At 63.2% G+C, this 23344-nt stretch carries 24 protein-coding genes and 1 pseudogene; 13 read left to right on the top strand and 12 right to left on the bottom strand.

Features of this window, described 5'->3' with window-relative positions:
* Window positions 1-72: 72 nt before the first annotated feature.
* The 6 genes from hemB to NVV79_RS16965 all read left to right on the top strand — a co-directional run bounded on the left by hemB (window position 73) and on the right by NVV79_RS16965 (window position 4862).
* The gene (gene hemB / locus NVV79_RS16940; RefSeq protein ID WP_303991600.1) at window positions 73-1086 is read left to right on the top strand and encodes a porphobilinogen synthase; all 1014 of its coding nucleotides are present in this window, start codon (window positions 73-75) and stop codon (window positions 1084-1086) included.
* 193 nt (window positions 1087-1279) lie between these two features.
* Window positions 1280-1792, top strand: coding sequence for an RDD family protein (locus NVV79_RS16945; RefSeq protein WP_303991602.1), 513 nt, complete (start codon window positions 1280-1282; stop codon window positions 1790-1792).
* Window positions 1793-1851: 59 nt separating this feature from the next.
* Entirely contained in the window at window positions 1852-2580 is a 729-nt protein-coding gene (locus NVV79_RS16950; protein ID WP_146288749.1) for an arginyltransferase, read from the top strand.
* A 150-nt stretch (window positions 2581-2730) separates the two neighbouring features.
* Window positions 2731-3279: a hypothetical protein gene (locus NVV79_RS16955; protein WP_303991604.1), complete on the top strand. Its 549-nt coding sequence runs from the start codon at window positions 2731-2733 to the stop codon at window positions 3277-3279.
* Entirely contained in the window at window positions 3213-3755 is a 543-nt protein-coding gene (locus tag NVV79_RS16960; protein ID WP_303991606.1) for a hypothetical protein, read from the top strand. Before NVV79_RS16955 ends, NVV79_RS16960 begins: the two co-directional genes overlap by 67 nt.
* Window positions 3756-3872: 117 nt before the next feature.
* Entirely contained in the window at window positions 3873-4862 is a 990-nt protein-coding gene (locus tag NVV79_RS16965) for an endonuclease/exonuclease/phosphatase family protein (protein ID WP_303991608.1), read from the top strand.
* Window positions 4863-4993: 131 nt separating this feature from the next.
* Here the strand turns inward: NVV79_RS16965 and NVV79_RS16970 are convergent, their stop codons facing one another.
* The gene (locus NVV79_RS16970; protein WP_303991610.1) at window positions 4994-5308 is read right to left on the bottom strand and encodes a Dabb family protein; all 315 of its coding nucleotides are present in this window, start codon (window positions 5306-5308) and stop codon (window positions 4994-4996) included.
* Window positions 5305-7576, bottom strand: a pseudogene (gene parC, locus NVV79_RS16975) (DNA topoisomerase IV subunit A). The gene NVV79_RS16970 and the pseudogene parC overlap by 4 nt, the downstream one beginning before the upstream one ends.
* A 202-nt stretch (window positions 7577-7778) precedes the next feature.
* Between parC and NVV79_RS16980 the strand changes: the two are divergent.
* From NVV79_RS16980 to NVV79_RS16990, 3 genes are all read left to right on the top strand, one after another.
* Complete coding sequence (locus NVV79_RS16980) at window positions 7779-8225, top strand: MarR family winged helix-turn-helix transcriptional regulator (protein ID WP_303991612.1); 447 nt, start codon at window positions 7779-7781, stop codon at window positions 8223-8225.
* Window positions 8226-8297: 72 nt separating this feature from the next.
* On the top strand, window positions 8298-8711 hold the full coding sequence (locus NVV79_RS16985; protein WP_303991614.1) for a hypothetical protein: 414 nt from the start codon (window positions 8298-8300) through the stop codon (window positions 8709-8711).
* A 352-nt stretch (window positions 8712-9063) separates the two neighbouring features.
* Window positions 9064-10413, top strand: a complete 1350-nt coding sequence (locus tag NVV79_RS16990; RefSeq protein WP_303992737.1) for a right-handed parallel beta-helix repeat-containing protein — start codon at window positions 9064-9066, stop codon at window positions 10411-10413.
* A gap of 8 nt (window positions 10414-10421) precedes the next feature.
* On the opposite strand, the gene recO is transcribed toward NVV79_RS16990, so the two are convergent.
* The 8 genes from recO to rpoZ form a co-directional block, all read right to left on the bottom strand.
* The gene (gene recO / locus NVV79_RS16995) at window positions 10422-11126 is read right to left on the bottom strand and encodes a DNA repair protein RecO (RefSeq protein ID WP_303991616.1); all 705 of its coding nucleotides are present in this window, start codon (window positions 11124-11126) and stop codon (window positions 10422-10424) included.
* A gap of 28 nt (window positions 11127-11154) precedes the next feature.
* Window positions 11155-12078: a GTPase Era gene (gene era / locus NVV79_RS17000; RefSeq protein WP_303991617.1), complete on the bottom strand. Its 924-nt coding sequence runs from the start codon at window positions 12076-12078 to the stop codon at window positions 11155-11157.
* A complete protein-coding gene (rnc, locus tag NVV79_RS17005; RefSeq protein ID WP_303991619.1) occupies window positions 12075-12785 on the bottom strand; it encodes a ribonuclease III in 711 nt (236 codons plus the stop codon). The genes era and rnc overlap by 4 nt, the downstream gene beginning before the upstream one ends.
* A complete protein-coding gene (gene lepB, locus NVV79_RS17010; protein ID WP_303991621.1) occupies window positions 12782-13585 on the bottom strand; it encodes a signal peptidase I in 804 nt (267 codons plus the stop codon). The genes rnc and lepB overlap by 4 nt, the downstream gene beginning before the upstream one ends.
* 30 nt (window positions 13586-13615) lie before the next feature.
* A complete protein-coding gene (gene acpS, locus NVV79_RS17015) occupies window positions 13616-14044 on the bottom strand; it encodes a holo-ACP synthase (RefSeq protein ID WP_303991623.1) in 429 nt (142 codons plus the stop codon).
* 152 nt (window positions 14045-14196) lie between these two features.
* Entirely contained in the window at window positions 14197-14787 is a 591-nt protein-coding gene (pyrE, locus tag NVV79_RS17020) for an orotate phosphoribosyltransferase (RefSeq protein WP_303991625.1), read from the bottom strand.
* Window positions 14774-17059, bottom strand: coding sequence for a bifunctional (p)ppGpp synthetase/guanosine-3',5'-bis(diphosphate) 3'-pyrophosphohydrolase (locus NVV79_RS17025; protein WP_303991627.1), 2286 nt, complete (start codon window positions 17057-17059; stop codon window positions 14774-14776). The genes pyrE and NVV79_RS17025 overlap by 14 nt, the downstream gene beginning before the upstream one ends.
* Window positions 17060-17227: 168 nt before the next feature.
* A complete protein-coding gene (gene rpoZ, locus NVV79_RS17030) occupies window positions 17228-17596 on the bottom strand; it encodes a DNA-directed RNA polymerase subunit omega (protein ID WP_056229435.1) in 369 nt (122 codons plus the stop codon).
* 250 nt (window positions 17597-17846) lie between these two features.
* Here rpoZ and NVV79_RS17035 point away from each other — a divergent pair, with 250 nt between their 5' ends.
* The gene (locus tag NVV79_RS17035) at window positions 17847-18410 is read left to right on the top strand and encodes an NYN domain-containing protein (RefSeq protein WP_303991632.1); all 564 of its coding nucleotides are present in this window, start codon (window positions 17847-17849) and stop codon (window positions 18408-18410) included.
* 142 nt (window positions 18411-18552) lie between these two features.
* On the opposite strand, the gene smpB is transcribed toward NVV79_RS17035, so the two are convergent.
* Together smpB and dapA are read right to left on the bottom strand one after the other, a co-directional pair.
* Entirely contained in the window at window positions 18553-19050 is a 498-nt protein-coding gene (gene smpB / locus NVV79_RS17040; RefSeq protein ID WP_303991634.1) for an SsrA-binding protein SmpB, read from the bottom strand.
* 5 nt (window positions 19051-19055) lie between these two features.
* Window positions 19056-19931 carry a 4-hydroxy-tetrahydrodipicolinate synthase gene (gene dapA / locus NVV79_RS17045; RefSeq protein WP_303992740.1) on the bottom strand — a complete coding sequence of 292 codons (876 nt, stop codon included), beginning with the start codon at window positions 19929-19931 and terminating at the stop codon, window positions 19056-19058.
* Window positions 19932-20184: 253 nt separating this feature from the next.
* Here dapA and NVV79_RS17050 point away from each other — a divergent pair, with 253 nt between their 5' ends.
* The 3 genes from NVV79_RS17050 to NVV79_RS17060 all read left to right on the top strand — a co-directional run bounded on the left by NVV79_RS17050 (window position 20185) and on the right by NVV79_RS17060 (window position 23325).
* The gene (locus NVV79_RS17050; protein WP_303991637.1) at window positions 20185-21921 is read left to right on the top strand and encodes a hypothetical protein; all 1737 of its coding nucleotides are present in this window, start codon (window positions 20185-20187) and stop codon (window positions 21919-21921) included.
* Window positions 21827-22210 (top strand): lytic transglycosylase domain-containing protein, encoded by a 384-nt coding sequence (locus NVV79_RS17055; RefSeq protein WP_369684749.1) that lies wholly within the window; start codon window positions 21827-21829, stop codon window positions 22208-22210. Before NVV79_RS17050 ends, NVV79_RS17055 begins: the two co-directional genes overlap by 95 nt.
* A gap of 182 nt (window positions 22211-22392) precedes the next feature.
* Window positions 22393-23325, top strand: coding sequence for an alpha/beta fold hydrolase (locus NVV79_RS17060; protein ID WP_303991644.1), 933 nt, complete (start codon window positions 22393-22395; stop codon window positions 23323-23325).
* Window positions 23326-23344 lie beyond the last annotated feature (19 nt).

Below are 23344 nucleotides of genomic sequence, written 5' to 3' on the forward strand. Positions count from 1 at the left end.
GATGCGACAAGCCGGAGCTTGGATGGCACGGATGGCGCTGCTAAACGGAACGCACAGACAAGGAGCCGTTCCATGGCCGACACCTGGCAGAAGCACGATATGGCATTTCTCGGCGGCCAGCGGCTGCGCCGCACGCGCCGCACGGCCTGGAGTCGCGCCATGGTGCGCGAAACCGTGCTCACACAAGCCGACCTGATCTGGCCGCTTTTCGTCATCGAGGGGGAGAACGAGAAGACACAGATCCGCACCATGCCGGGTGTCGAACGGCTGAGCGTCGATCTCTGCGTCGAGGCAGCCAAAGCCGCACGGGATGCGGGCATTCCGGCGCTGGCGCTGTTTCCCAATACGCCGGACCATCTGCGCAGCGAGAATGGCGCCGAGGCCTATAACCCTGACAACCTGATGTGCCGGGCGCTATCAGCTATCAAGAGCGCCGTGCCCGAAGTGGGCCTGATCGCCGATGTGGCGCTGGACGAATATTCCAGCGACGGCCAGGACGGGCTGGTGCGCGACGGGGAAATCCTCAACGACGAGACGGTCGAGGTGATGATCCGCTCGGCTTTGGTGCAGAGCAAGGCTGGCGCCGACATCATCGCCCCCTCTGACATGATGGATGGCCGCGTCGGCGCCATTCGCGCGGCGCTTGACGATGAGGGGCATGAGCAGGTCCAGATCATGGCCTATGCCGCTAAATATGCCTCCTGTTTTTACGGCCCCTTCCGCGAGGCGGTGGGCTCGGGCAGCCGGCTCAAGGGTGAGAAGCGCACCTATCAGATGGATTACGCCAACTCCGACGAAGCCATGCGCGAGATCGAGCAGGATATTGTCGAGGGCGCCGACAGCATCATGGTCAAGCCCGGCCTGCCCTATCTGGACATCGTCCGCCGCGCCCGGGACAGCTTCAACATCCCCATCTACGCCTATCAGGTGAGTGGCGAATACGCGATGATCGAGATGGCCGCCGCCGCGGGCGCCATCGACCGCAAGGGGGCAATCCTCGAAAGCCTGCACGCTTTCAAGCGCGCCGGAGCCAATGGCGTGCTCACCTATTTCGCGCTGGAAGTGGCGCGGGAACTGGGTCGCTAGGTCTGGGTGCACGCCCTCGTGGTTCGAGGCTCGCGAAGGGCTCGCACCTCACCATGAGGGCTACTGGGGGACTTGGCGTATCAACAGCCCTCATGGTGAGGTGCGCTTCTTCAGCGCCTCGAACCACGAGGGCGTGGCACGATTTTACATCCTTCCCCTTGCACCCTGCCCCATTGGTGACAATCTTCTGTTCATGAGCCAGAACCAGACCGCCCTGCCCGATCCCGCCACGGCCCCCGAACTGTTCGAGGGTGTGTTGACCCGCCGCGTGCTGGCCTTCTTCATCGACCTCTTCGTCATGGGGCTGATGATCCTGGCTTTTGCCTTTGTCGGACTGATCGCCGGATTCCTGACCTTCGGCCTGGCCTGGCTGGCGCTGATCTTCGTCGTTCCAGCCACCATCGTGCTCTATTACGGCGCGACGCTCGGCTCGCCACGGCGCGCGACCATGGGCATGCAGATGATGGATATCGTGCTGACGCCGACGCGCGGCCAGCCGCTCGATGGCTGGATGGCGATCATCCACGCCGCCGTATTCTGGCTGACCACCTGGATTTCCTGGCCGCTGTCACTGCTCTTCGCCCTGTTCACGCCGCGCCGGCAGATGATCCACGACCTGATCACCGGCACGCTGATGGTGCGCCGCTCGCCGATGGTGCGCCATTGGCGGCAGGCTCGCTCGGCGCAAGCCAGCAGCGCATATTGAGTCATTGCCGGGTCTGAGGCGCGGGAGTACATTCTCCTGATTGCACTCAAGGGTCCTGGATGACCGACCAGACGCCGGAAACCACGCAGCTGTTTTTGACCGCGGCCATGCCGTGTCCCTACCTGCCGGGCAAGCAGGAGAGGAAGCTGTTTACCCATCTGACCGGCCGGCGCGCCGCGAACCTGCATCACCTGTTGAGCGAGAACGGTTTCCGCCGCAGCCAGAACCTGATTTACCGGCCCGCCTGCGAAGGCTGCAATGCCTGCCAGTCGGTGCGGATCGTCGCCAATGACTTCGTGGCGTCGAGTCGCTTCCGTCGCGTGCTGCGCCACAATGACGACCTTTCGGTCGAAGTGCGGCCCATTACGGCGACGAGCGAGCAATACGAACTGTTCAAGCGCTATCTGGAATCGCGCCATGCCGGGGGCGGCATGAACCAGATGAGCTTCGTGGATTACGAATATATGGTCGAGGACACGCCGGTGCAGTCCGTGCTGGTGGAGTATCGCCTGCGCAACCATCCCGACCAGACCCTGGTGGCGGTGGCGCTGACCGATGTGATGCCCGACGGGCTCTCCATGGTCTATTCCTTCTTCGACCCCGACCTCGCCTCGCGGAGCCTGGGGACCTACCTCATCCTCGACCATATCGCGCAGGTCCGCTCGGCGGGGCTGCGCTATGTCTATCTCGGTTACTGGGTCAAGGATTCGCCGAAGATGGCCTACAAGGCCCTGTACAAGCCTCTGGAAGTCCAGCGCGGCACGCTGGGCTGGTGTTCGCTCGACTAAGACTATCAGGTTACTTCGAAGCTGAATTGTTTCTGACGCAGTCCGTCAGTTATCGTTCAGCCGTTTACTGGCAGTGATCAGCGTGGGCGGCTGTGGACCGATGGGAAACGGGGCGCCCTTTCTTCCATCCTTAGTCCATGGAGAACCTCGTTGAAGATCAGAAGCATCTACCTCGCGTCCCTCCTGCTGGCCGCCCTGCCGGCTACGGCCTTTGCACAGGCCAGCATACCGGCAAATGTCGATTTTACCGCCGCGGCAACCATGCCGTCGCTCAAGGACCCGTCCCGCAAGGACGTCTTCGCCGTCACCATCGGCGATGCCCAGGTCAGGACCCAGCTCGAGCTGACCTGCTCGGCCGGCTATACCCAGTTCCTCGTCATGCGTTCGGACAAGGCCTGTGCCGTGGCCGGCAGCGGTTCCATCGTCAATCCGGCCAACCAGCAATTGCTGCCACGCACCCAGTATTCGGGCGGCTACACGGTCAATGCCGATGGCTATACCGATGGCTCCGGCATGGCGGTCAACTACCTGGCCCTCGGCAAGGTCGCGCCGTCGGCCGGCGCCTTTGCCGGCTCGATGAACCTCAAGCCGGAAGTCACCTCCACCGGCGCCTCGGCGCTCAAGGTTCGATCATGGCCAATCTCGGCCAGAGTTCCGGCGGCTCTGTCATCGATGACCGCGTCGATACGGTCGACCTGACGCGGCTCTTCATCCCCTCGGCCGGCCTGCCGTCCGATACGGGCTGCACCTGGTCGGGCAATATGGTGTTCGCCTACCAGACCGAAAGCTGGTTCCTCGACCTCAAGGCGACCTGCGCCGAAAAGGAATACGTCCTCAAGGGCAACATGCCCTGGACCGACTCGCCCGGCGTCGATGCCCAGACCCAGTATGACCTGACGCTCACCCTGCCCTCGACCGGCGCCACCAGCGACGATGCGCTGTTCGCCACTGCCGACGCCAATAGCGACCTGTTCGCGGCGGCCGATGGCATTACCGCCCAGATCATCATGAAGGAATCCAAGCACGTCACCATCGACATCGACGGCGTGCTTACGGAAACCCCGTCGCAGGTCGATGCGTCGGGCCAGTTCGTCGGCACCAATGTGCCGGTGGAAGTGGTGCGCTCGCTGGCGACGCTGTTCGGCCTGCTGTCGTCGAACCTGTTCGGCGCGTAAGCCACCCGCAAGCAAGAGACAGGGCGGCCTTCGGGTCGCCCTTTTTCGTTGCCCCGGCCTTGCTTGCGCCATATGTCTCGGCGACATCGCCCCTCATGCCCACCTGCCGGACCTGCCATGTCTTTGTTGTTTAAGCTGATCCGGCTTGGTCTGGTACTGGGCGCGCTTGGGGTGGCCACGCTCGCCATCCTCGCGCTGTTCGGCTTTGCCGTGCCCGAACTCGACCTGCTGAACCATGCGCAGATCTTCCTGCTGCCGGGGACAGTGATCGGCCTGGTGATCGTGGCATTGGCGCTGCGGGGACGCACCCGCAGCGTGGCCGTCATCTATGCCCTTGTCGGCCTTGCCGCATCCGCAAATGTGATGCTGCCCGAATTCATCGGTTCGCAGCAGGCCCGGCCGGTGGCGCCGGCGAGCGGCACCGTCACCATGATGACGCACAATCTTTTCGGCATGAATTATGAGATGGACAAGGTCGTCGCGGCTATCCGGGCCGAGGACCCCGATATCATCGTGCTGCAGGAATATTTCGGCGAGCAGGCGACGGACCTGCACCCGCTCCTGCTGGCGGATTACCCGTTCTTCGTGCGTTGCCGGGGCGGCAAGCGGGCCAATCTGGGGCTCTATTCCCGCATCCCCTTCACGCAGGTCGATGACGGCGCCTGCCCCAACAATGCCTATGGTACGACCCGAACCGCGCATATCCTCGCCAACTTCCAGACCGATGGCGGCAAGAGTTTCTCGGTCATCACCACCCATATGGACTGGCCGATCCCCGTCGTGCGCCAGCATGAGCAGCTCGACGCGCTGTCAGAGGTCGTGGACAAGATCGAGGGACCGATGATCCTGGCGGGGGATTTCAACTCGACCTCGTGGTCCTATTCGCTGCGCGACTTCGTGGCGCGCAACCACTTCACCCGCGAAACCATGAACCTCGTAACCTATCCGCTGAGCTGGTACTATCTGCGGGCCTGGCGGGAGACCATCCCGTTCCTGCCGCTGGACCATGTGATGACACGCGGTGGCGTCGTGGTGCATGACCTGCATGCCGGGCAGAAAACCGCGAGCGATCACCTGCCGGTGGTATTCACCTTCTCGGTGGAGTGATCGGCTCACGCCCTCGTGGTTCGAGGCGCTGAAGAAGCGCACCTCCATGAGGGCTACTGGAGCATTGAGCCAAGAGTGGCCCTCATGGTGAGGCGGGAGCGTAGCGACCCTCGAACCACGAGGGAGTGTCGCTAAGCCCCCACCTTCAGATCGAATACGATCAGCCCGTCCCGACCGCCCTCCAGCGCCGCCACCAGCCGGCTGCCGGCTGCCTTGTGGGCGGGATGCGGCAGGTAGCGGTCACGGGCGGCTTCATCGGCGAAATCCATGATGAAGCCATCGTTGAACCCCTGGCTGCGGCCTTCGGGCGAAATATTGGGGCCGAAATCGGCAGACAACAGCCCCTCGATCTGCCCCACCAATGCACCCAGCCCTGCATAGATTGCGGCGCGCTCATCGGCGCCGACATCGCTGCGAAACTTGACGAAGACGCAGTGGCGGATCATCCGACGAACCTGTTGTTCCGCGGGAAGCCGTTGGGCGGCTGGCGGCCGGCAGCGGCGCGGTCGCCAAGCCAGTCGGTCAGTTCCTCGGTGGGCTTGGTATAGGTGCGGCCGGACGAATCCATCCAGGTCAGGCCATCGGCAGCCCAGAAGGTCTTGAGGTCGGAAATGCCGCCATCCTTGTAGCGCTGCAGGCGCACGCCCTTGCCGCGGCTCATCTCGGCCAGTTGGGTCAGCGGGAAAACCAGCAGCTTGCGATTCTGCCCGATGACGGCAACCCGATCGCCGGCCACGGGCACCAGCAAGGCCGCCTCGTCGGGCGCGCCAACATTGAGGATCTGCTTGCCCTTGCGGGTATTGGCGATCATCTCGTCCTCGCCGACGATGAAGCCATAGCCGGCCGACGAGGCGACGATGCGCTTCTGGCCGGGGCGATAGACGAAGAGGTCGACAATGTCCTGCCCCTCCTCGATATCGACCATGATGCGCACCGGCTCGCCCTGCCCGCGTCCGCCGGGCAGCTTGTCGCCGGCCAGCGTATAGACCTTGCCGCCGGTGGTGAGCATCAGCAGCTTGTCGGTCGTCTCGCATTTGATCGACAGCTTGAGCCGGTCGCCGGCCTTGAAGCCGCGCTCGTCGTTGACGTCGGTGGCATGGCCGCGCGGCGCGCGAATCCAGCCCTTTTCGGAGAGGATGACGGTGATCGGCTCGCGCTCGATAAAGGCCTCGGTGACTTCGGCCAGGTCGGTCGTGGGCGTATCGCCCAGAATGGTGCGGCGAGCGCCCAGCGCATGCGGCGTGCCATCGGCATTCACCAGCGGATAGGCCTTCTTCAGCGCCTCGATTTCCTTGCTGATATTGCCCCATTGCCGCTTGTCGGAGGCCAGCAGGGCTTCGAGATGCCCCTTTTCCTCGGTCAGGTCGGCATGTTCCTTGCGCAGCTCGATTTCCTCGAGCTTGCGCAGGGAGCGCAGACGCATGTTGAGGATGGCTTCGGCCTGCACATCGGTCAACTCGAACGTGCTCATCAGGCTCGCCTTGGCATCGTCCTCCTCGCGGATGATGCGGATCACCTCGTCGAGGTTGAGATAGGCGATGATATAGCCGGCCAGCACTTCGAGCCGGTGGGCGATCTGTTCCAGCCGATGCGTGGAACGGCGAACCAGCACTTCCTTGCGGTGCTCCAGCCAGGCCTTGAGCACCTGCGGCAGGCCCATGACCTTGGGCACGGCGCCCCTGTCGAGCACGTTGAGATTGAGCGGGAAGCGGGTTTCGAGATCAGTGGTCTTGAACAGTTGCTCCATCAGGATCACCGCATCGACGGTGCGGGCACGCGGTTCGAGCACGAGGCGGATATCGTCCGAAGACTCGTCGCGCACGTCCTTGAGCAAGGGCAGCTTCTTGGCCAGCAGCAATTCGGCGATCTTTTCGACCAGCCGCGACTTCTGCACCCCATAGGGGATTTGAGTGACGACGATGAGATAGACGCCGCGGCCGGTCTCTTCCACTTCCCACTTGGCGCGCAGGCGGAACGAGCCGCGGCCAGTCTCGTAGGACTGGGCGATGGAAGACGGGGATCTCGACCAGAATGCCCCCGGTCGGGAAGTCCGGCCCCTTCACGAATTGAGTCAGGTCGTGGGCGGAAGCCTCTGGATTGACATTGATAAGATGGAGCGCCGCATCGCAAAGCTCGGTCACGTTATGGGGCGGAATCGACGTCGCCATGCCCACGGCAATGCCGGTCGAACCATTGGCGAGCAGGTTCGGGAAATTGGACGGTAGCACGACCGGCTCTTCGTCTTCGCCGTCATAGGTCGGCTTGAAGTCGATGGCATTCTCGGTGATGCCTTCGAGCAGGCGCATGGCCACGTCAGTCATGCGGCTTTCGGTGTAACGCATGGCCGCGGCGCTATCGCCGTCGATATTGCCGAAATTGCCCTGCCCGTCGACCAGCGGATAGCGCTGGGCAAAATCCTGCGCCAGACGCACCAAGGCGTCATAGATCGACTGGTCGCCATGCGGGTGGAACTTACCGATCACGTCGCCGACGATACGGGCGGATTTCTTGTAGCCCTCGTTCGGCGCGAGCTTGAGCAGGCGCATGGCGTGGATGATGCGGCGATGCACGGGCTTGAGCCCGTCACGCGCATCGGGCAGCGCCCGCTGGGTGATGGTGGAGAGGGCGTAGGAAAGGTACCGCTCCTCAAGCGCCTGCTTGAGATCGACGACACGCTGGTCGTCGGCAGGCGGAAGGGTATCGGCGTCGGACATGGGCAGAAATTCCGGGGGAACGAATCAGGAAAGCAGTATAACGGTCGGGACCGGATTTGTGTGCAAACACGCGGTTTTGCACGGGTTATGACGCTCCTCCACTGCGTTACCCATTGTAGGGACGGCCGACATTTTGATCCTTCGATCCATCAAAGTATATTGCATGGCTTAAGAGCAGAATTCCCACCAGGTGACCATCGGCATGAAGACGTCCCCCTCCGCCCCAAATGACGCTGCCCGCCAGGCATGGCGCCTGATGTTCGACATTCTGATGCAGACCAATGCCGGCCGTCAGGAAAGCCTCGGCCGGCGCAACCTGACGCCCAACGACTCACGGGCCCTCTACACGCTGAATCGCAAGGAGGGAAAGGCCATCGGGGCGCTGGCGCGGCTCTGGGGCTGCGACCCGTCGACGGCAACCTGGGTAGTGGATCGGCTGGAAAAAGCCGGACTTGCCGAACGCCGGCCGTCGCCAAGCGACCGGCGCGTCAAGCTGGTGGCGCTGACCGCGCAGGGTGAGACCACCATGCGCGACCTGCTCGCCGAATTCCACGAACCACCGGAAATGCTGAACAATCTCACGGCCCAGGAACTGGAAACCTTCCAGGCGCTGCTGGCAAAAATGGCCAGGGCTCCCGTCGATAATTAATTTGATTACTCCAATATATTGACCCATCTAACTGATCGACGTAGGATCGGCAGCGATCGAACGGAGGTTTTGATGGACACTCTCATGATCGTCGTGATCGCGATTCACGCCAGTTCCGGCGTGTTCTGGGCCGGCTCCACCGCGACCCTGGCCAATCTCGGCCTGAATGCCGGCACCTCGGCCGAGCGGCTTTTTCCATTTCAGATGGGTTCGGCGGGGCTGACGGTCCTGACCGGTCTGGCGCTCTGGGCCTATTGGCGCGGTGGCGCCCTGGGCACATCGGAATTGATCCTGCTGTTCGGAATTCTCGCCGCCTTCGTGGCCGGCGCCGTGCAGGGCAGCATTGTCGGGCCGGCGCGCCGCGCGCTTTCCGGCGCCAGGGATGCGGAAAGCGCTCTGCACCAGCGGATCGCCGGCGCTCATCGCGTAGCGGCCGGACTGCTGACGATCACGGTCATAACCATGGTCGTGTCACGCTTCTTCTGACGATCGGGGTCCCGCGGAGCGTTGCGAGACAAGGCCTAAAAACTCTTCATCGACAGAGCATCATCGCCTATGGTTGCGCATATTGTTGTCCAAGCCATTGCCGAATCTTGTCTAAATTCTCCCACTCCGCCGCCATTGCCGGCGCCCTGCTCGCTTTCGCTGCCATGCCGACCTGCGGGCAGGAATTGTGGTATCCCAATGTCATCCTCAAGGGCGGCCTGACCGACGGCGAGGCTGAGGGCAAGGTCGGCATTGTCCTGCCGCTGGCACAGAATCAGGACACGCTATTCCTCGGACAGGTCGAAGCTGGTCGCTCGGGCGATGGACAATTCGCCGGGGAATCGGACTGGGCATCCGCCACATGCTCGACTCAGAGTGGAATTTGGGCGTCTATTCGATGCTCGACGTGGCGGAGAGCGCCAATGGCGCTCAATTCACCCGCCTGACGCTGGGCGCCGAGGCCCTGGGGGAAGACTTCGACATCAGGGCCAATGCCTATCTGGGCCTGGGCGCCGCCGCAGTTGAACTGCCCCATCTCCTGACGGCGTCGATCAGCGGTTCGCACATTGTCCTTACCCCGACGATCGAGGAAATGCTGCAGGGGTTCGATGCGGAACTGGGCTGGCGCGTGCCGGTCTTCGACAGCGACTCGGGCAGCCAGATCAGGGCTTATGCCGGCGGGTATCACCTCGCCTCGCCCAGCCAGGCGCGCAATGGCGGCCATCTGCGCCTTGAACTCACGACGACGGAAATTGCCAGTCTGGGTGGAGCGCAATTGGGCCTTGGCGGCGGCCTCGGGCAGGACAATGTCATGGGCACGAGCGCGTTTGCCAGCGTCAGCCTGCGCGTGCCGCTGGGAGGCGCGGGCCAGTCCGCCGGCGGCGGAAACAGCCAGTACCAGCGCATGACGACACCCTTCTCCCGGGCGGAGGACATTGCGGTAACCCAGGTCTCCGGCCCGTCGGAAATAGCCCAAACGGCCAGCGGGCAAGCCGTGACCGTATTGAGCGACACCGCATTTGGCGGCGGAGACCTGCAGAACCAGTTGATCGCTGCGGGCACGAACAGCACCGTCGTCTTTGTGGGCGACTTCACCACCTCGGCGCCGCTGCAATTGCAGCAGGGCCAGACGGTGCAGGGCGCAGGAGCCATGGAGGTCCGGACCGCGTCCGGAAAACGGCTCTCGGTGTCGCTGCCCGGCGCCAGCGTTACCGGCAACTTCGCCGGGAATCTGGGTCGCTTTGAAATGGCCGATGACAGCACGCTCAAGGGCATGACGGTCGGTGGCACCGGCACCGCCTTCGGCTCAAACCCCATTGGCATCTACGCGAATAATGTGTCCAATGCCGCCATCATCGACAATATCGTCAGCATGACATCGACCGAGGGCACGGCATTTGGTATCCGCGTTCAAGGAAGTACCAATGTACTCGTCGATGGCAATGTGGTGACAGCCACTCATCCGACGGCCAACGCGGTCGGCATACAGCTGGTCGGCGGTTCCGCGCGCATTTCCAACAATGTCGCCACGGCCAATGGCGGGTCCAATAGCTATGCCTACTTCCTGGTCGATGACGCCGGCATCGCCCCCATGGTCCTGGCGGGCTCCACCGGCAACGCCAATCTCGGCGGCACCTGCATAGTGAATACCGGAACCGTTCATGGCGTCATCGAAATGGTCGATGGCACCTCTTGCCCCTAGGGAGCGCCCTAAACCCGCGTCAAAATCTCGATCAGCGGTTCCCGCGTCGGGGGCGGAGCGATCTGCCGGGCGGACCAGAGGTGCATGGCGAGGAAATGGCTCGTGAGGCGGAGGGCATTGCCTATGTCGTCTGGCGACGCATTGCCGCGGGCTGAGAGAAAGCTCGGCAGCGGCAGCAGGCGGTCCAGATAGGGCTGCGCCGCCGCACGGGACACCGCCCTGCCCGATTTGGGCGAGACATGCGTCAGATCGTCGGTCGTGCCAGTGACGGCACAATTGGCAAGGTCCAGGCCGAAACCGAGATCCTCCAGCAAGGCCAGTTCGAACCGGGCCAGGTCGGCGCCGTCGGGCGGGCTCTCGATCAGGCGCAGGGCCATGCCGAGCAGGCGATCATGCGGATCGCGCTCGGGCAGCAGGCGCAGATGCTCGCAGACGAGCTGGCTGAGATAGAGGCGGGTGCGGTCGGCGATGAGATCGGCGGCGCGGGCCTGCATCAGTTCGACGGTGAAGGTGCCGAGATGGTCTTCGAGGCGCGCGCGCCAGGTGAGCTGGACGGTATTGCCGGGCTGGAGGACAGCAGCGAGCCTGGTCGAGCGCCCGCCCCTGACGAGGCCGAGATGGCGGCCACGGCCGGCCACCATGGCTTCGGCAATGACGCTGCTCTCGCCATGGCGGCGCACGCCGATCAGCAGGGCTTCACCGGTCCATTCCATCTATGGGGTTTGGCGCATGCGTAGCGCGCTAATTCTTTCCATGCGGGTATTCCAACCCCATCTCGCGATAGCGCTCGGGGTCGTCACCCCACTTCTCGCGGACCTTCACGAACAGGAACAGGTGGATCGGCACCTCATACATGGCCATCAGTTCCTTGCGCGATTCCGCGCCGATGGCCTTGATGGTCTGCCCGCCGGCACCGAGCACGATCTTCTTGTGGCTCTCGCGCGACAGATAGATCACCTGGTCGATCTTGTAGGAGCCGTCCTTCTGGATCTTGAAGCTCTCGGTCTCGACCGTGGAATTGTAGGGAATTTCGTCATGCACGCGCAGGAACAGCTTTTCGCGCGTGATCTCGGCCGCGGTGATCGCCATCGTCAGGTCGGTCAGGTGGTCTTCGGGAAAATGCCACGGCCCGGGCGGGATATGCTTGACGCACCAATCCATGAAATCCTGCACGCCATAGCCCTTGAGCGCCGAAATCATGAAGGTGGCCTCAAAGCGCAGCTTGGCATTGATGGCTTCGGAGAGCTTGAGCAGTTCCTCATTCTTGACCGTGTCGATCTTGTTGAGGATCAGGATACGCGGGTGATTGACGTTCTCGAGACCCTCGATCAGCTTTTCAAGCTCGGGCGTCAGGCCCCGGTCGACATCGACGATCAGGGCGACGATATCGGCATCCCCTGCCCCGCCCCAGGCGCTATCGACCATGGCGCGGTCGAGCCGGCGCTTGGGTGCGAAAATGCCCGGTGTGTCGATGAAGACCAGTTGCGCCTTGTCGAGCGTGACGACACCCCGCACCTGGCTGCGGGTGGTCTGCGCCTTGTGGGTGACGATGGAAACTTTCGTGCCCACCAGCGAGTTCAGCAAAGTCGATTTGCCGGCATTGGGCGCACCCACCAAGGCGATGAAGCCGCAGGAGGTGTCGGAGAGTTCTTCGGGCGTATTCATCTTGATGCTTCCTTCCACACCTTGTGGGCGATGAGGAACAGTTCGGCGGCCTTGTGTTCGGCGATCTTCTTGGAAGGGCCGGTAGCGCTCAAACTATCATAGTCGCCAAGGGTGATTGATATGGTGAATTCGGGGGCGTGGTCGGGGCCGCGCCGGTCGGTCTGGGTATAGGTGGGCGGCTCGAGCCCGCGGGCCTGCGCCCATTCCTGCAATGTGGTCTTGGCATCGGCCTTGTTGGCCGAGCCGTCGGCCAGGAATTCCTCGAACATGCGCTCGACGAATTCATAGGCCTTGCCCATGCCGCCGTCGCAATAGATGGCGCCGATGACGGCCTCGGTGACGTCGCCCAGAATGGCTTCCTTCTCCGCGCCCCCGGTGCGGGCTTCGCTCTCGCCAAGATGGAGTTCCGAGCCAAGGTCCAGCGTGCGGGCGATGACGGCGCAGGTTTCCTTGCGCACCAGCGAGTTGAGCGTACGGCTCAATTCGCCCTCATTGGCCTTGGGATAGCGGCGATAGAGCATGTCGGCCACGACGAGGCCGAGCACGCGGTCGCCGAGGAATTCGAGGCGCTGGTAGGAGCGCTCGATGCGTTTGGCCGGCGAGACGGCGCTGGAATGGGTGAGCGCGCGGTTCAGCAGGTCCGGATCGGCAAAGCGGTAGCCGAGCCGGAACTGCAGCTTGTCATGATTGCGCGCACCGCGGCTCATAGAGGCTGGTGATCGACGCCCTGGAACATGCGGTCCCAGCGGACATTGGCCGGCCACTGCCAGAGCTGCCAGGGCGGAATATTGTCCTTGATGGAGAAGAACCGCGCCTCGGCCTTGGCGATGAGGTTCACCGCCGGCACATAGCCAACCTGGCTCAGCACGCGGCTATCGGCCGAACGGTCGCGATTGTCGCCCATCATGAAATAATGGCCAGCGGGCACGACATATTCCGACGTATTGTCGAGCGGCGCATTATCCGAGATTTCCTGGATGATGTGGGTCGTGCCCTCGGGGAAAGTCTCGCGATAGAGGATGACCTCGCGGGTATCGCCATTGCTGTCGGTATCCTGCGCCGTGCCGATCTGCTCGCGCTCGACCATGGTGCCGTTGATATAGAGGCGCCCTTCCCTGACCTGGATCGTATCGCCCGGCAGGCCGACCACGCGCTTGATATATTCGATATTCTGCGGCACCGGCCGGAATACGGCGATATCGCCGCGATTGGGCTCGCGGCCGAAGATGCGGTTGTTGATCGGCAGCTCGAAATCGAGCAGCGCGAAATCGCCGTAGCGGCCGAGCGAGAAGGAATGCTTGCCATAGCCCCAGACGAATTTGTTGGCGACGAAATAGTCGCCGATCATCAGCGTCTGCTGCATGGAGGCCGTGGGAATGGAGAAGGGCTGGTAGAGGAACGAGCGCAGCACGATGGCGATCAGCAAGGCCTCGACCACGACGACGATGGTTTCCCACCACTCGTTGGCCGCTGATTTCTTGATGGACTTGTCGGCGGGCTGGCTCATGGAATTCCCCGGAAAGACGGTGTCGAAGCGTTAGGCGTTTGAACTCGCCGGGTCAACTTCATTGGCCGGCAGCGCTTCGATGATGACGAAGGCCTGGGCGAGCCCGGCATCGTCGGTGATGGTCAGGTGGATGTGGGGCACGTGCCCCGGGGGCACAAGACGGGCCAGCGCTTTTGCCGCGCCATTGGTCAACTGCATGGTCGGCTTGCCCGAAGGCAGGTTCACCACGCCCATGTCGCGCCAGTAGACGCCCCAGGAAATGCCGGTACCCAAAGCCTTGGAACAGGCCTCCTTGGCGGCGAAGCGCTTGGCATAGGAGGCGGCGCGCTGCGCGCGGCGATCGGATTTGCGGCGCTCGATCTCGGTGAAGCAGCGATTGGTGAACCGCTCGCCGTAGCGCTCCAGGGTGCTGGCCACGCGGTCGATCTGGATGAGGTCGGAGCCGAGGCCGATGATCATGGGGAGGCTCCGTTTTTGAGGGGATACCCCTCCTAGCCTCCCCCTGACAGGGGGAGGAACTGCACAGAGTTTGGGGCATAATCTTGCCAAACCCACCGGCCGTACTCCTCCCCTATCAGGGGGAGGCTGGGTGGGGGTATCCGCAGAAAAACTCACTTCACCCCCTGAATGCCGCGGCTGCCCGGCTTCACGGCCGGGATGGCGGCCAGTTCGGGTGGCAACTGGTCGGCGGGATAGGCCGGCACCTTGTATTCGATCAGGCTCACCAGCGGCACGCCGACATCGGCTTCGCCGCCCGAGCGGTCGATGAGGCAGGCGGCGGCCACGACATTGGCGCCGATACCGCACAAGGCCTCGACGCATTCGCGAATGGAAAGGCCGGTCGAGACGATATCTTCGACCACCACAACCTGGTCGTCGGCCGATATCTCGAAGCCGCGGCGCAGTTCGAACTTGCCATCGACGCGCTCGGTATAGAGCGCCGGAACGCCAAGCTGGCGGGCGGTTTCATAGCCGGGGATGATGCCGCCGATGGCGGGCGAGACGACCTTGGTGACGCCGGGCACTTCGGCGCGGATGCGGTCGGCCAGCGCCTTGCACAGCTTTTCGGTCTGCGCAGCATACTGGAACACCCTGGCCTTCTGCAGGAAGACCGGCGAACGCAGGCCGGATGACAGGATGAAGTGGCCTTCGAGCATGGCGCCGCATTCGCGGAAAATGGTCAGCACTTCATCTTTCGTCATCAACAAATCTCCGGTCGACATTGCCGTCCCATTCCAGGGTCGAAATCATGCCCGCTTCGCGGATGCCGGCGCGCTGGACGGCGGAAAGCCCCGGGCTGCGCTTGAGCGTTGCCAGAACATCGGTGAGTTGCGCAAGGTCGCGCACCTCGATTTCGAAGATCATCTGGTGAAAGTCGGGCGAAATCATCCGCATCACCAGATTGTTGATATTGGCGTCGCAGGCGGCGATGGCCGAGGAAATCTGCGCCAGCGAGCCCGGCTTGTTGACGCTCTCCATGGTGATGACCGTCGCATAGAGCTTGTCTTCACCCGTCAGGTTCCAGCGCACGTCCACCCAGGCCACGTCGCTGTCATGCTTGTCGATCAGCGCTTCGGAATGGATCGGATAGACCAGCATGGGACTGTCGGGCTGGAGAATGCCGACCAGCCGGTCGCCCGGCACGACGCCCTCCCCCGAAACCGTCACCGGCATATGGAAATCGAGCTGGGCCAGGGCGGCCTTGGCGCGCGGGCCGGAGCGCTGGCCGCCGGGGACGCGGAAGCGGAACAGATCGGTAGCGCGCAAAGCGAACCAGCCATCGGCGGTGTCGGCCACCGGCAGGTCGAGCTTGCGGCGGCGCTTGCGCAGGCCCTTGAGCTTGGCCAGTTCGGCGGCCAGCGGCTCGGAGCCGATCTTGCCCTCGCCCACCGCGATCAGCAGGTCGCGCCGGCTGGGCGTGCTCAGGGCCTCGGCCAGAGCTTTGGCCTCGCTATCGTCCAGCATGACGCCTTCGCGCTCCAGCATCATGTTGAGCACATGTTCGCCCAGGGCAAAGGCACGCTGGGTGGCGGCATGGCGCACGGCCCGGCGAATGGCGGCCCGCGCCTTGCCGGTGGCGGCAATACCCAGCCAGTTCATCGGCGGGGAGTGGTTCTGGTCGCGGATGATCTCGACTTCGTCGCCGCTCCGCAACTGCGTCACCAGCGGCAGGATGGAGCCGTTGATCTTGGCGCCGACACAGGTATCGCCGATATCGGTATGGAGCGCATAGGCGAAGTCGATGGGCGTGGCGCCACGCGGCAGCGCGATCAGCCGCCCGCGCGGCGTGAAGCAGAACACCTGGTCCTGGAACAGTTCCAGCTTGGTATATTCGAGGAAATCCTCGGTGGTGGAATTGCCGGTCGTCAGGTGCCCGATGGTCTGGCGCAGCGAGCCATAGGCCTGCGATTCCTGCTCGATACGGCCGAGATTGGCCGAAGCGCCATCCTTGTAGAGCGCATGGGCGGCAATGCCGAATTCCGCAATGCGGTCCATGTCCTCGGTGCGGATCTGCAGCTCCACGCGCTGGCGGCCGGGGCCGACAATTGTGGTGTGGATCGACTGGTAGTCATTGTGCTTGGGGACCGAGATATAGTCCTTGAAACGCAAAGGCACGACTTTCCACTGGGTGTGGACCACGCCCACCGTGCGATAGCATTCCTCCACCGAGCCGACGATGACGCGGAAGCCGATCATGTCGGAAAGCTGTTCCAGCGCGATCGACTTGCGCTCGATCTTGTTGAAGATCGAGAAGGGCGATTTCACCCGCGCCTTGACGCGCGCCGTGATGCCCTCGACGGCCAGCCGCTCGCTCAGTTCGGTCGAAATCGTGGCGATCGTCTCGCGATATTCCGCCTGCATCTCGTCGAGCCGGGCGACGATGGCCTGGTAATGCTCGGGCTGGAGTATCCGGAAGGAAATATCCTCCAGCTCATTGCGCATGTCCTGCATACCCATGCGGCCGGCGAGCGGGGCATAGATATCCATGGTTTCCTGGGCGATGCGCTGCTGCTTTTCCGGCGGCATGAATTGCAGCGTGCGCATATTGTGCAGGCGGTCGGCGAGCTTGACCAGCAGCACCCGCACATCCTGGCTGATGGCCAGCAGCAGCTTGCGCAGGTTCTCGGCCTGCGCCTCTTCGCGCGAGACCAGGTTGAGGCGGTCGATCTTGGTCAGCCCATCGACGATGGCGGCGATTTCGGCGCCGAACATCTGGTCGATCTCGGCGCGGGTCGCGTCGGTATCCTCGATCGTGTCATGCAGCAGGCCGACGGCGATGGAAGCATCGTCGAGCTTGAGCTCGGTCAGAATGGCGGCGACTTCGAGCGGATGATTGAAATAGGGGTCGCCCGAGGCACGCTTCTGCGAGCCATGCTTCTGCATGGCGTAGACATAGGCCTTGTTCAACAACTGCTCGTCGACATCAGGGTTATAGGCCTGAACGCGTTCGACAAGCTCGTACTGACGCATCATGGGAGGTGTCGCCGCTCGCTCGAAGGAAAGAGCTTAGCGTTTTGAAAGAAAATGGGAAAGGTGCGCAGGGAGTATCTGAGTCAGGCGAGAATGGAAAGTCTTCGCCGCCAAAAACAAAACACCCCCGGCTTACGCCGAGGGTGCTGAATTTCAAGCAACGAACCGAAATCAGTCGTCGCGGCGCTCCGGCGGGGCCAGGCTTTCGATACCGCGCAGCAGTTCTTCTTCGCTGATCGTGTCGAAATTGATCGAATCGTCGTCGCCGGCGCTTTCGATCAGCGGAGCAGCATGGCTCTCGGGCTCGTCGACTTCGACATATTTCTGCAGCGAATGGATCAGGTCCTCGCGCAGGTCTTCCGGCGAGATAGCGCCGTCGCCGATTTCGCGCAGGGCCACCACGGGATTCTTGTCGTTATCGCGAGCGACAGTGATCTGCGCTCCGGACGAAATCATGCGCGCGCGATGGGCCGCCATGAGAACGAGATCGAAGCGGTTGTCGATCTTTTCGATGCAGTCTTCAACGGTGACGCGTGCCACAGACGTCTCCAAAACTTATGGAATGAACGCCTCCCATACACCAGTGGTCCCATGGGCACAAGGTTGCCCTGCACCGCTGGGCGCGCATTAGCCATGTCTTGAGGGCGGGAGGGGCGATGTCTTGCCGGACGCCGGAAAACATGCGAATACCGAAATTAAGTTAATGCTCTCTGCGGAATTTAAATAAACCTTTTGGCTGCTCTTGCGGCGCAATGATTTGGGCGGCAAGGCCGCTGACGGGAGACTTGAGATGCCCATCGACCCGCGGGAAAAGATCGTTCTATTCATCGATGGCGCCAATCTCTACGCCACGTCCAAGGCGATAGGCGTCGACATCGATTACCGGCGCCTGCTGGCCGATTTCAACGCCCGCGCCTATCTGCTGCGCGCCAATTATTACACGGCGCTGATCGAGGACCAGGAATATTCCTCCATCCGCCCCCTGATCGACTGGCTGGACTATAACGGCTTCACCGTGGTCACCAAGCCGGCCAAGGAATTCACCGATGCCACCGGGCGGCGCAAGGTGAAGGGCAATATGGATATCGAGCTGACCGTCGACGCGCTCGAACTCGCCCCGTTCTACGATCACATGGTTTTGTTCTCGGGCGACGGCGATTTTACCGCCCTGGTCGCGGCCCTGCAGCGCAAGGGCAAGCGCGTGACCGTGGTTTCGACGCTGACCACCGCGACCCCGATGATCTCGGACGACCTGCGCCGGCAGGCGGACTTCTTCATCGACGTGGCCGAACTGGCCAAGACCGTGGGCAGACCGCCGAGCACGCGGCCGGTAGCAGCGCCTGTCGAGGAATAACAGGGGGCACGCCCTCGTGGTTCGAGGGTCGCTGCGCTCCCGCCTCACCATGAGGGCTACCGGGAATTCGATGCATCAACAGCCCTCATGGTGAGGTGCGCTTCTTCAGCGCTTCGAACCACGAGGGCGTGGCACAGAGCCCCTACCCTCGCCCGCCTTCCTTCATGATGCGGGACTTGTCGCGGTTCCAGTCGCGGTTGCGCTCGGTTTCGCGCTTGTCGTAGTTCTTCTTGCCCTTGCCCAGGCCAATCAGGACCTTGGCGCGGCCCTGGTCGTTGAAGAACAGTTTCAGCGGCACGATGGTGTTGCCGGCGCGGGAGACTTCCTGGTCGAGCTTGGCCAGTTGCTTCTTGGACACCAGCAGTTTGCGCGGGCGGCGCTCCTCGTGATTGAAGCGGTTGGCCTGCAGATATTCGGGGATATGGGCGTTGATCAGCCACAGCTCGCCCTTTTCCGGCGACGCATAGGCTTCGGTGATCTGGGCCTTGCCCAGGCGCAATGACTTGACCTCGGTCCCTGACAGCACCAGGCCCGCTTCCAGCGTTTCTCCGATCGCATAATCATAGCGCGCACGACGGTTTTCAGCCACGAGACCGTGGCTGATGATGCCGTTTTTGTTCTTGTCGTTCTTCTGGGCCATACGCTTTAGATAAGCCCCGCATGGCGCATTGCAAAGTCCACGGCCTCCTCGGTCGCCTTGGCGACGGGCACGAGCGGCAGGCGCAGCTCGTTGGCGCAGCGATTGAGGCGGCTGGCGGCATATTTCACGGCCGTCGGATTGGGCTCCATGAACAGGTTCTTGTGCAGGTGCACCAGCTTGTCCTGGATGGCCAGCGCGCCCTTGAAATCGCCCGAAAGCGACAGCTCCTGCATCTGCGAGCACAGGCGCGGCGCGATGTTGGAGGTCACCGAAATGCAGCCATGGCCGCCATGCGCGTTGAAGGCGAGCGCGGTGATGTCCTCGCCCGACAGCAGGATGAAATCCTTGCCCAGCTTGTCGCGCTGCAGGCTGGCCCGGCCCAGATCAGCCGTCGCATCCTTGACGCCGATAATGTTGCTATGCGCCTCGTGCAGCCGCGCAATGGTGTCGATGGTGAGATCGACCACGGTGCGGCCGGGGACGCTATAGAGGATGACCGGGATGCCGATCGCCTTGGCCACGGCCGAGAAGTGCTGGAACATGCCCTCCTGGTTGGGCTTGTTGTAATAGGGCACGATGGACAGCACCGCGTCGGCGCCAGCCTTTTCGGCGAATTTTGCCAGTTCCACCGCTTCGGCCGTCGAGTTGGATCCGGCCCCGGCGATAACAGGCACGCGCTTGTTGGCGACCTCGACGGCGATTTCGACGACGCGGCGATGCTCTTCGTGGCTGACGGTGGGGCTTTCGCCGGTGGTGCCCACCGGGACCAGGCCATGCGTGCCTTCGGCAATCTGCCAGTCGATAAAGCTCGCGAGGGCTTTCTCATCCACATTCCCATCGAGCATGGGAGTGATGAGCGCCGTTATCGATCCTCGCAGCATTGTCGAGATGTCCTTGGTCTGGGTGCCACAGTTCAGCCGTGGCGGGATGGCATAGACCGCATGGGTGCGGCCGGTTTTGAGTTGGCGCACCATACGTACACTTGGCTGCCACGACAATATTTTCGTTGGCGGCAGCCGGCAGGGATCGTCGCAGCGGCAACCTGATATTTACCCCGATGGGGTAAGGATGGGTTAACCGCGAGGATGGGGGCTCCTTGCTGGCCATGTAACTTGCGTACCAGCAGGACACCAGATGATGCGGCAGTTTCGCGCCGGCCTCATCGCGGCGGTTTTGGGCCTCCTGAACTTTGCCCCCATCTCGCATGCGACGGCCAATGACACGATCGACCCGATAACCACCGGCACGGTGCAGGCCAATGCCAGCGCGCCCGCGGCCGATGCCAGGGGCTCGGCCGCCTTCCGCGCTGCGCTCGATGTCTTGCTGGGTGGCGATCCGGTGGCCGCCTATGCCAAGGCGCGCGCCCTGCCCGATGCCATGGAACGCCGCACCATTCAATGGGCCGCCATCTATTTCAATGCCGGCAAGATCGACTATCAATCCGTCCAGCGCTTTGCCGGCGACGCGCCGGATTTCGCCGCCGCCAGCATCTATCGCACCCGCATCGAGCAATCGCTGGTCAAGGCCGAACCCGGCCCCGCCGCCGTGATCGCCGCGCTGGGCGGCACCATGCCCAATACGATCGATGGGCAGATCATGCTGGCAAAAGCCTATCTGGCGCAGGGCGAGACCAGCCGCGCCACCAGCATCGCCAAAAGCATCTGGATCGACAATTTCCTGACCGAAGAGCAGGAGAGTGACGTCCTCGACACGCTCGGCAGCCTGCTCGACCGCGACGCCCATTGGACGCGGGCCATGCATCTGATGATGCATGACCGGGCGCGCGGCAGCGAGCGGCTGCTGCCCTACCTGTCGGAGGCCCAGAAATCGCTGGTGGTGGCGCGGGCGGCGGTGTCGCGCAACGATGCCGATGCCAAGGCGCGGCTCGACAGTGTCGATCCCTCCATGCTGTCCAACCCGGTCTTCATCTTCTCGCGGGCGCAGCGCGCGGGGCAGTTCGAGCTGTGGGAGAGCGCAGTCGACTGGCTGGCCAAGGCGCCCGATGTCGTGCCCGATGCCGCCGAATGGTGGTATGAGCGCCGCACGCTGCTACGCAAGCTGCTCGATGTCGGCCAGCCCGGCCTCGCCTATCGCGCTGCCGCCGATTACGACAAGGGCCCCGAAGGCCGGCTGGTGGAAGCCCATTTCCATGCCGGCTGGATCGCTCTCTCCTTCCTCGATGACGCGGCGTCCGCCAAGACGCATTTCACCGCCATGGCTGGCCTGTCCACCCTGCCCGACAGCGTGACGCAGGCCAATTACTGGCTGGCCCGTGCCAATCTCAAGCTCGGCGATACAGCGGCCGCGCAGGCTGCATTCGAAGCCGCGGCCCGCTTCGGCAATGTCTATTACGGGCAATTGGCGCGGACCGAACTGGGTCAGACCGGGGTCGATCTCCGCCCCCTGCCCGATTGGCGGCAGAGCGAAACGCTGTTCGACGCCAACCCGATCGTGCGGGCAGTACGGCTGCTGGCGGCCAATGGACAGGCCAATATGGCGGTGCCGCTGCTGCGCAATTTCGGCAATGGCCTGACCAGTGGCCCCGAAATGCTGCTGGCCGCGCGGCTGGCGCAGGAAATCGGCGCGCATCATGTGGCTATCGCCATTGCCAACACGGCCGATCAGCGCGGCACACCGCTCGACCTGTTCAGCTTCCCCAAGGATGGCTTGCCCTCCAATGCGCAACTGGCGGCCGACCGGGCCGCCGTCTATGCCATTGCCCGGCGAGGAATCGATGTTCCAGCTCGATGCCGTCTCGTCGGCTGGCGCACGCGGACTGATGCAACTGATGCCGGGCACGGCGCAGGATGTCGCCCGCAAGGTGGGCGTGGACTATTCGGCCAGCCGGCTGGTGAGCGACGGGGCCTATAACGCCCTGCTCGGTTCGACCTATCTCGCCGCGCAACTGGACCGCTATGACGGCTCACTGGTGCTGGCCGCGGCCGCCTACAATGCCGGACCGGGCAATGCCAATAAATGGATCAAGGCCTATGGCGACCCGCGGGTCGACAATGTCGATCCGGTGATCTGGGTCGAGCTGATCCCGTTCCAGGAAACCCGGACCTATGTGAAGCGCGTGCTCGGCAATTACCTGGTCTATCGCCAACGCCTCGGCGACAGCCCGGTCACGCTGCAACAGGCGCTGCGGACAATCCGGTAGCGGCTTTTTGGCAGGTCCTATCGGAGACCTCATGGCGAGCTTGTCGAACCACGAGGTCGAGCGAGTGGAGGCCCTGTGCCACGCCCCCGTGGTTCGACGGGCTCACCATGAGGGCTACTGCTGCGCTGTTCGCAACGACAATCCCCCTTGAGGCAACACCCTCCCTGCCCCTAAATGGCGCCATGGCTCGCACCGTCCCCGCCGATCACCCCGCTTTCGTCCCCCTGCCCGTGACCCATGTGCCACTGGCGGCAGGCGTGCGCGCCGCCGTGCATGTGGCCGGACAGTTGTCGAGCCGGCGGCTGCCCGTAGTCTGCCTGCCCGGCTATCAGCGCAATATGAGCGACTTCACCGAATTCGCCGCCTATTTCCGCCGCGTCGGCGGCGGCGACTGGCCGGTCGTGCTGCTCGACCTGCCGGGACGCGGCCGCGCCGATGACCGGAAAAAGCCTGGTGACTATGGCTCATTGGTCGATGCCGATGACGTGGCCTCGGTGATGACGGCCCTGGGAATCGGCCGGGCCATCGTGCTGGGGCAAGGGCATGGCGGCCAGGTGGCCATGGCACTGGCGGCCAATCGGCCCCTGCTGGTCGCCGGAACGGTGCTGCTCGATTCCGGCCCGGTGACCGATTCACGCGGCATCGTTCGGCTGCGCAACAATCTGGCGCATGTCGAGGCCCTGCGCGGCGCCAAGCTGGTAAAAGCCGGCTTCCACCGGATTCTCAGCGGCGACTATCCCGGCCTGCCCGATGACCGGCTCGACGCCCTGATGGGCCGCAGCCACTTCATCGACAAGCGCGGCCGCGCCCGCCCGCTCTATGACACCAGGCTGATCGAGGCCTTGGCCAGCATCAATTTCGATGACGTGCTGATGGCGCAATGGCCCCTGTTCGACGCGCTGACCTGCGCCCCGCTCATGCTGCTGCGCACGCAACTGACCGATCAGTTGCGGCGCGAAACCTTCGACGAAATGGTCCGCCGCCGCCCCGATGCCGTCGCGCTGACCATTGTCGGCCAGGGCTCGCCTGCTCTGTTCGACCAGAGCGAGGAAATCGAAGCCGTGGCCGAATTCGTCCTGCAGACCAATACGCAATTGCTGGGAAAAGCGGCTTAGGTCACTGGCAGTAGTCCTC

It is taken from the genome of Devosia ginsengisoli (assembly GCF_024707105.1).
Lineage (GTDB): Bacteria > Pseudomonadota > Alphaproteobacteria > Rhizobiales > Devosiaceae > Devosia > Devosia ginsengisoli_A.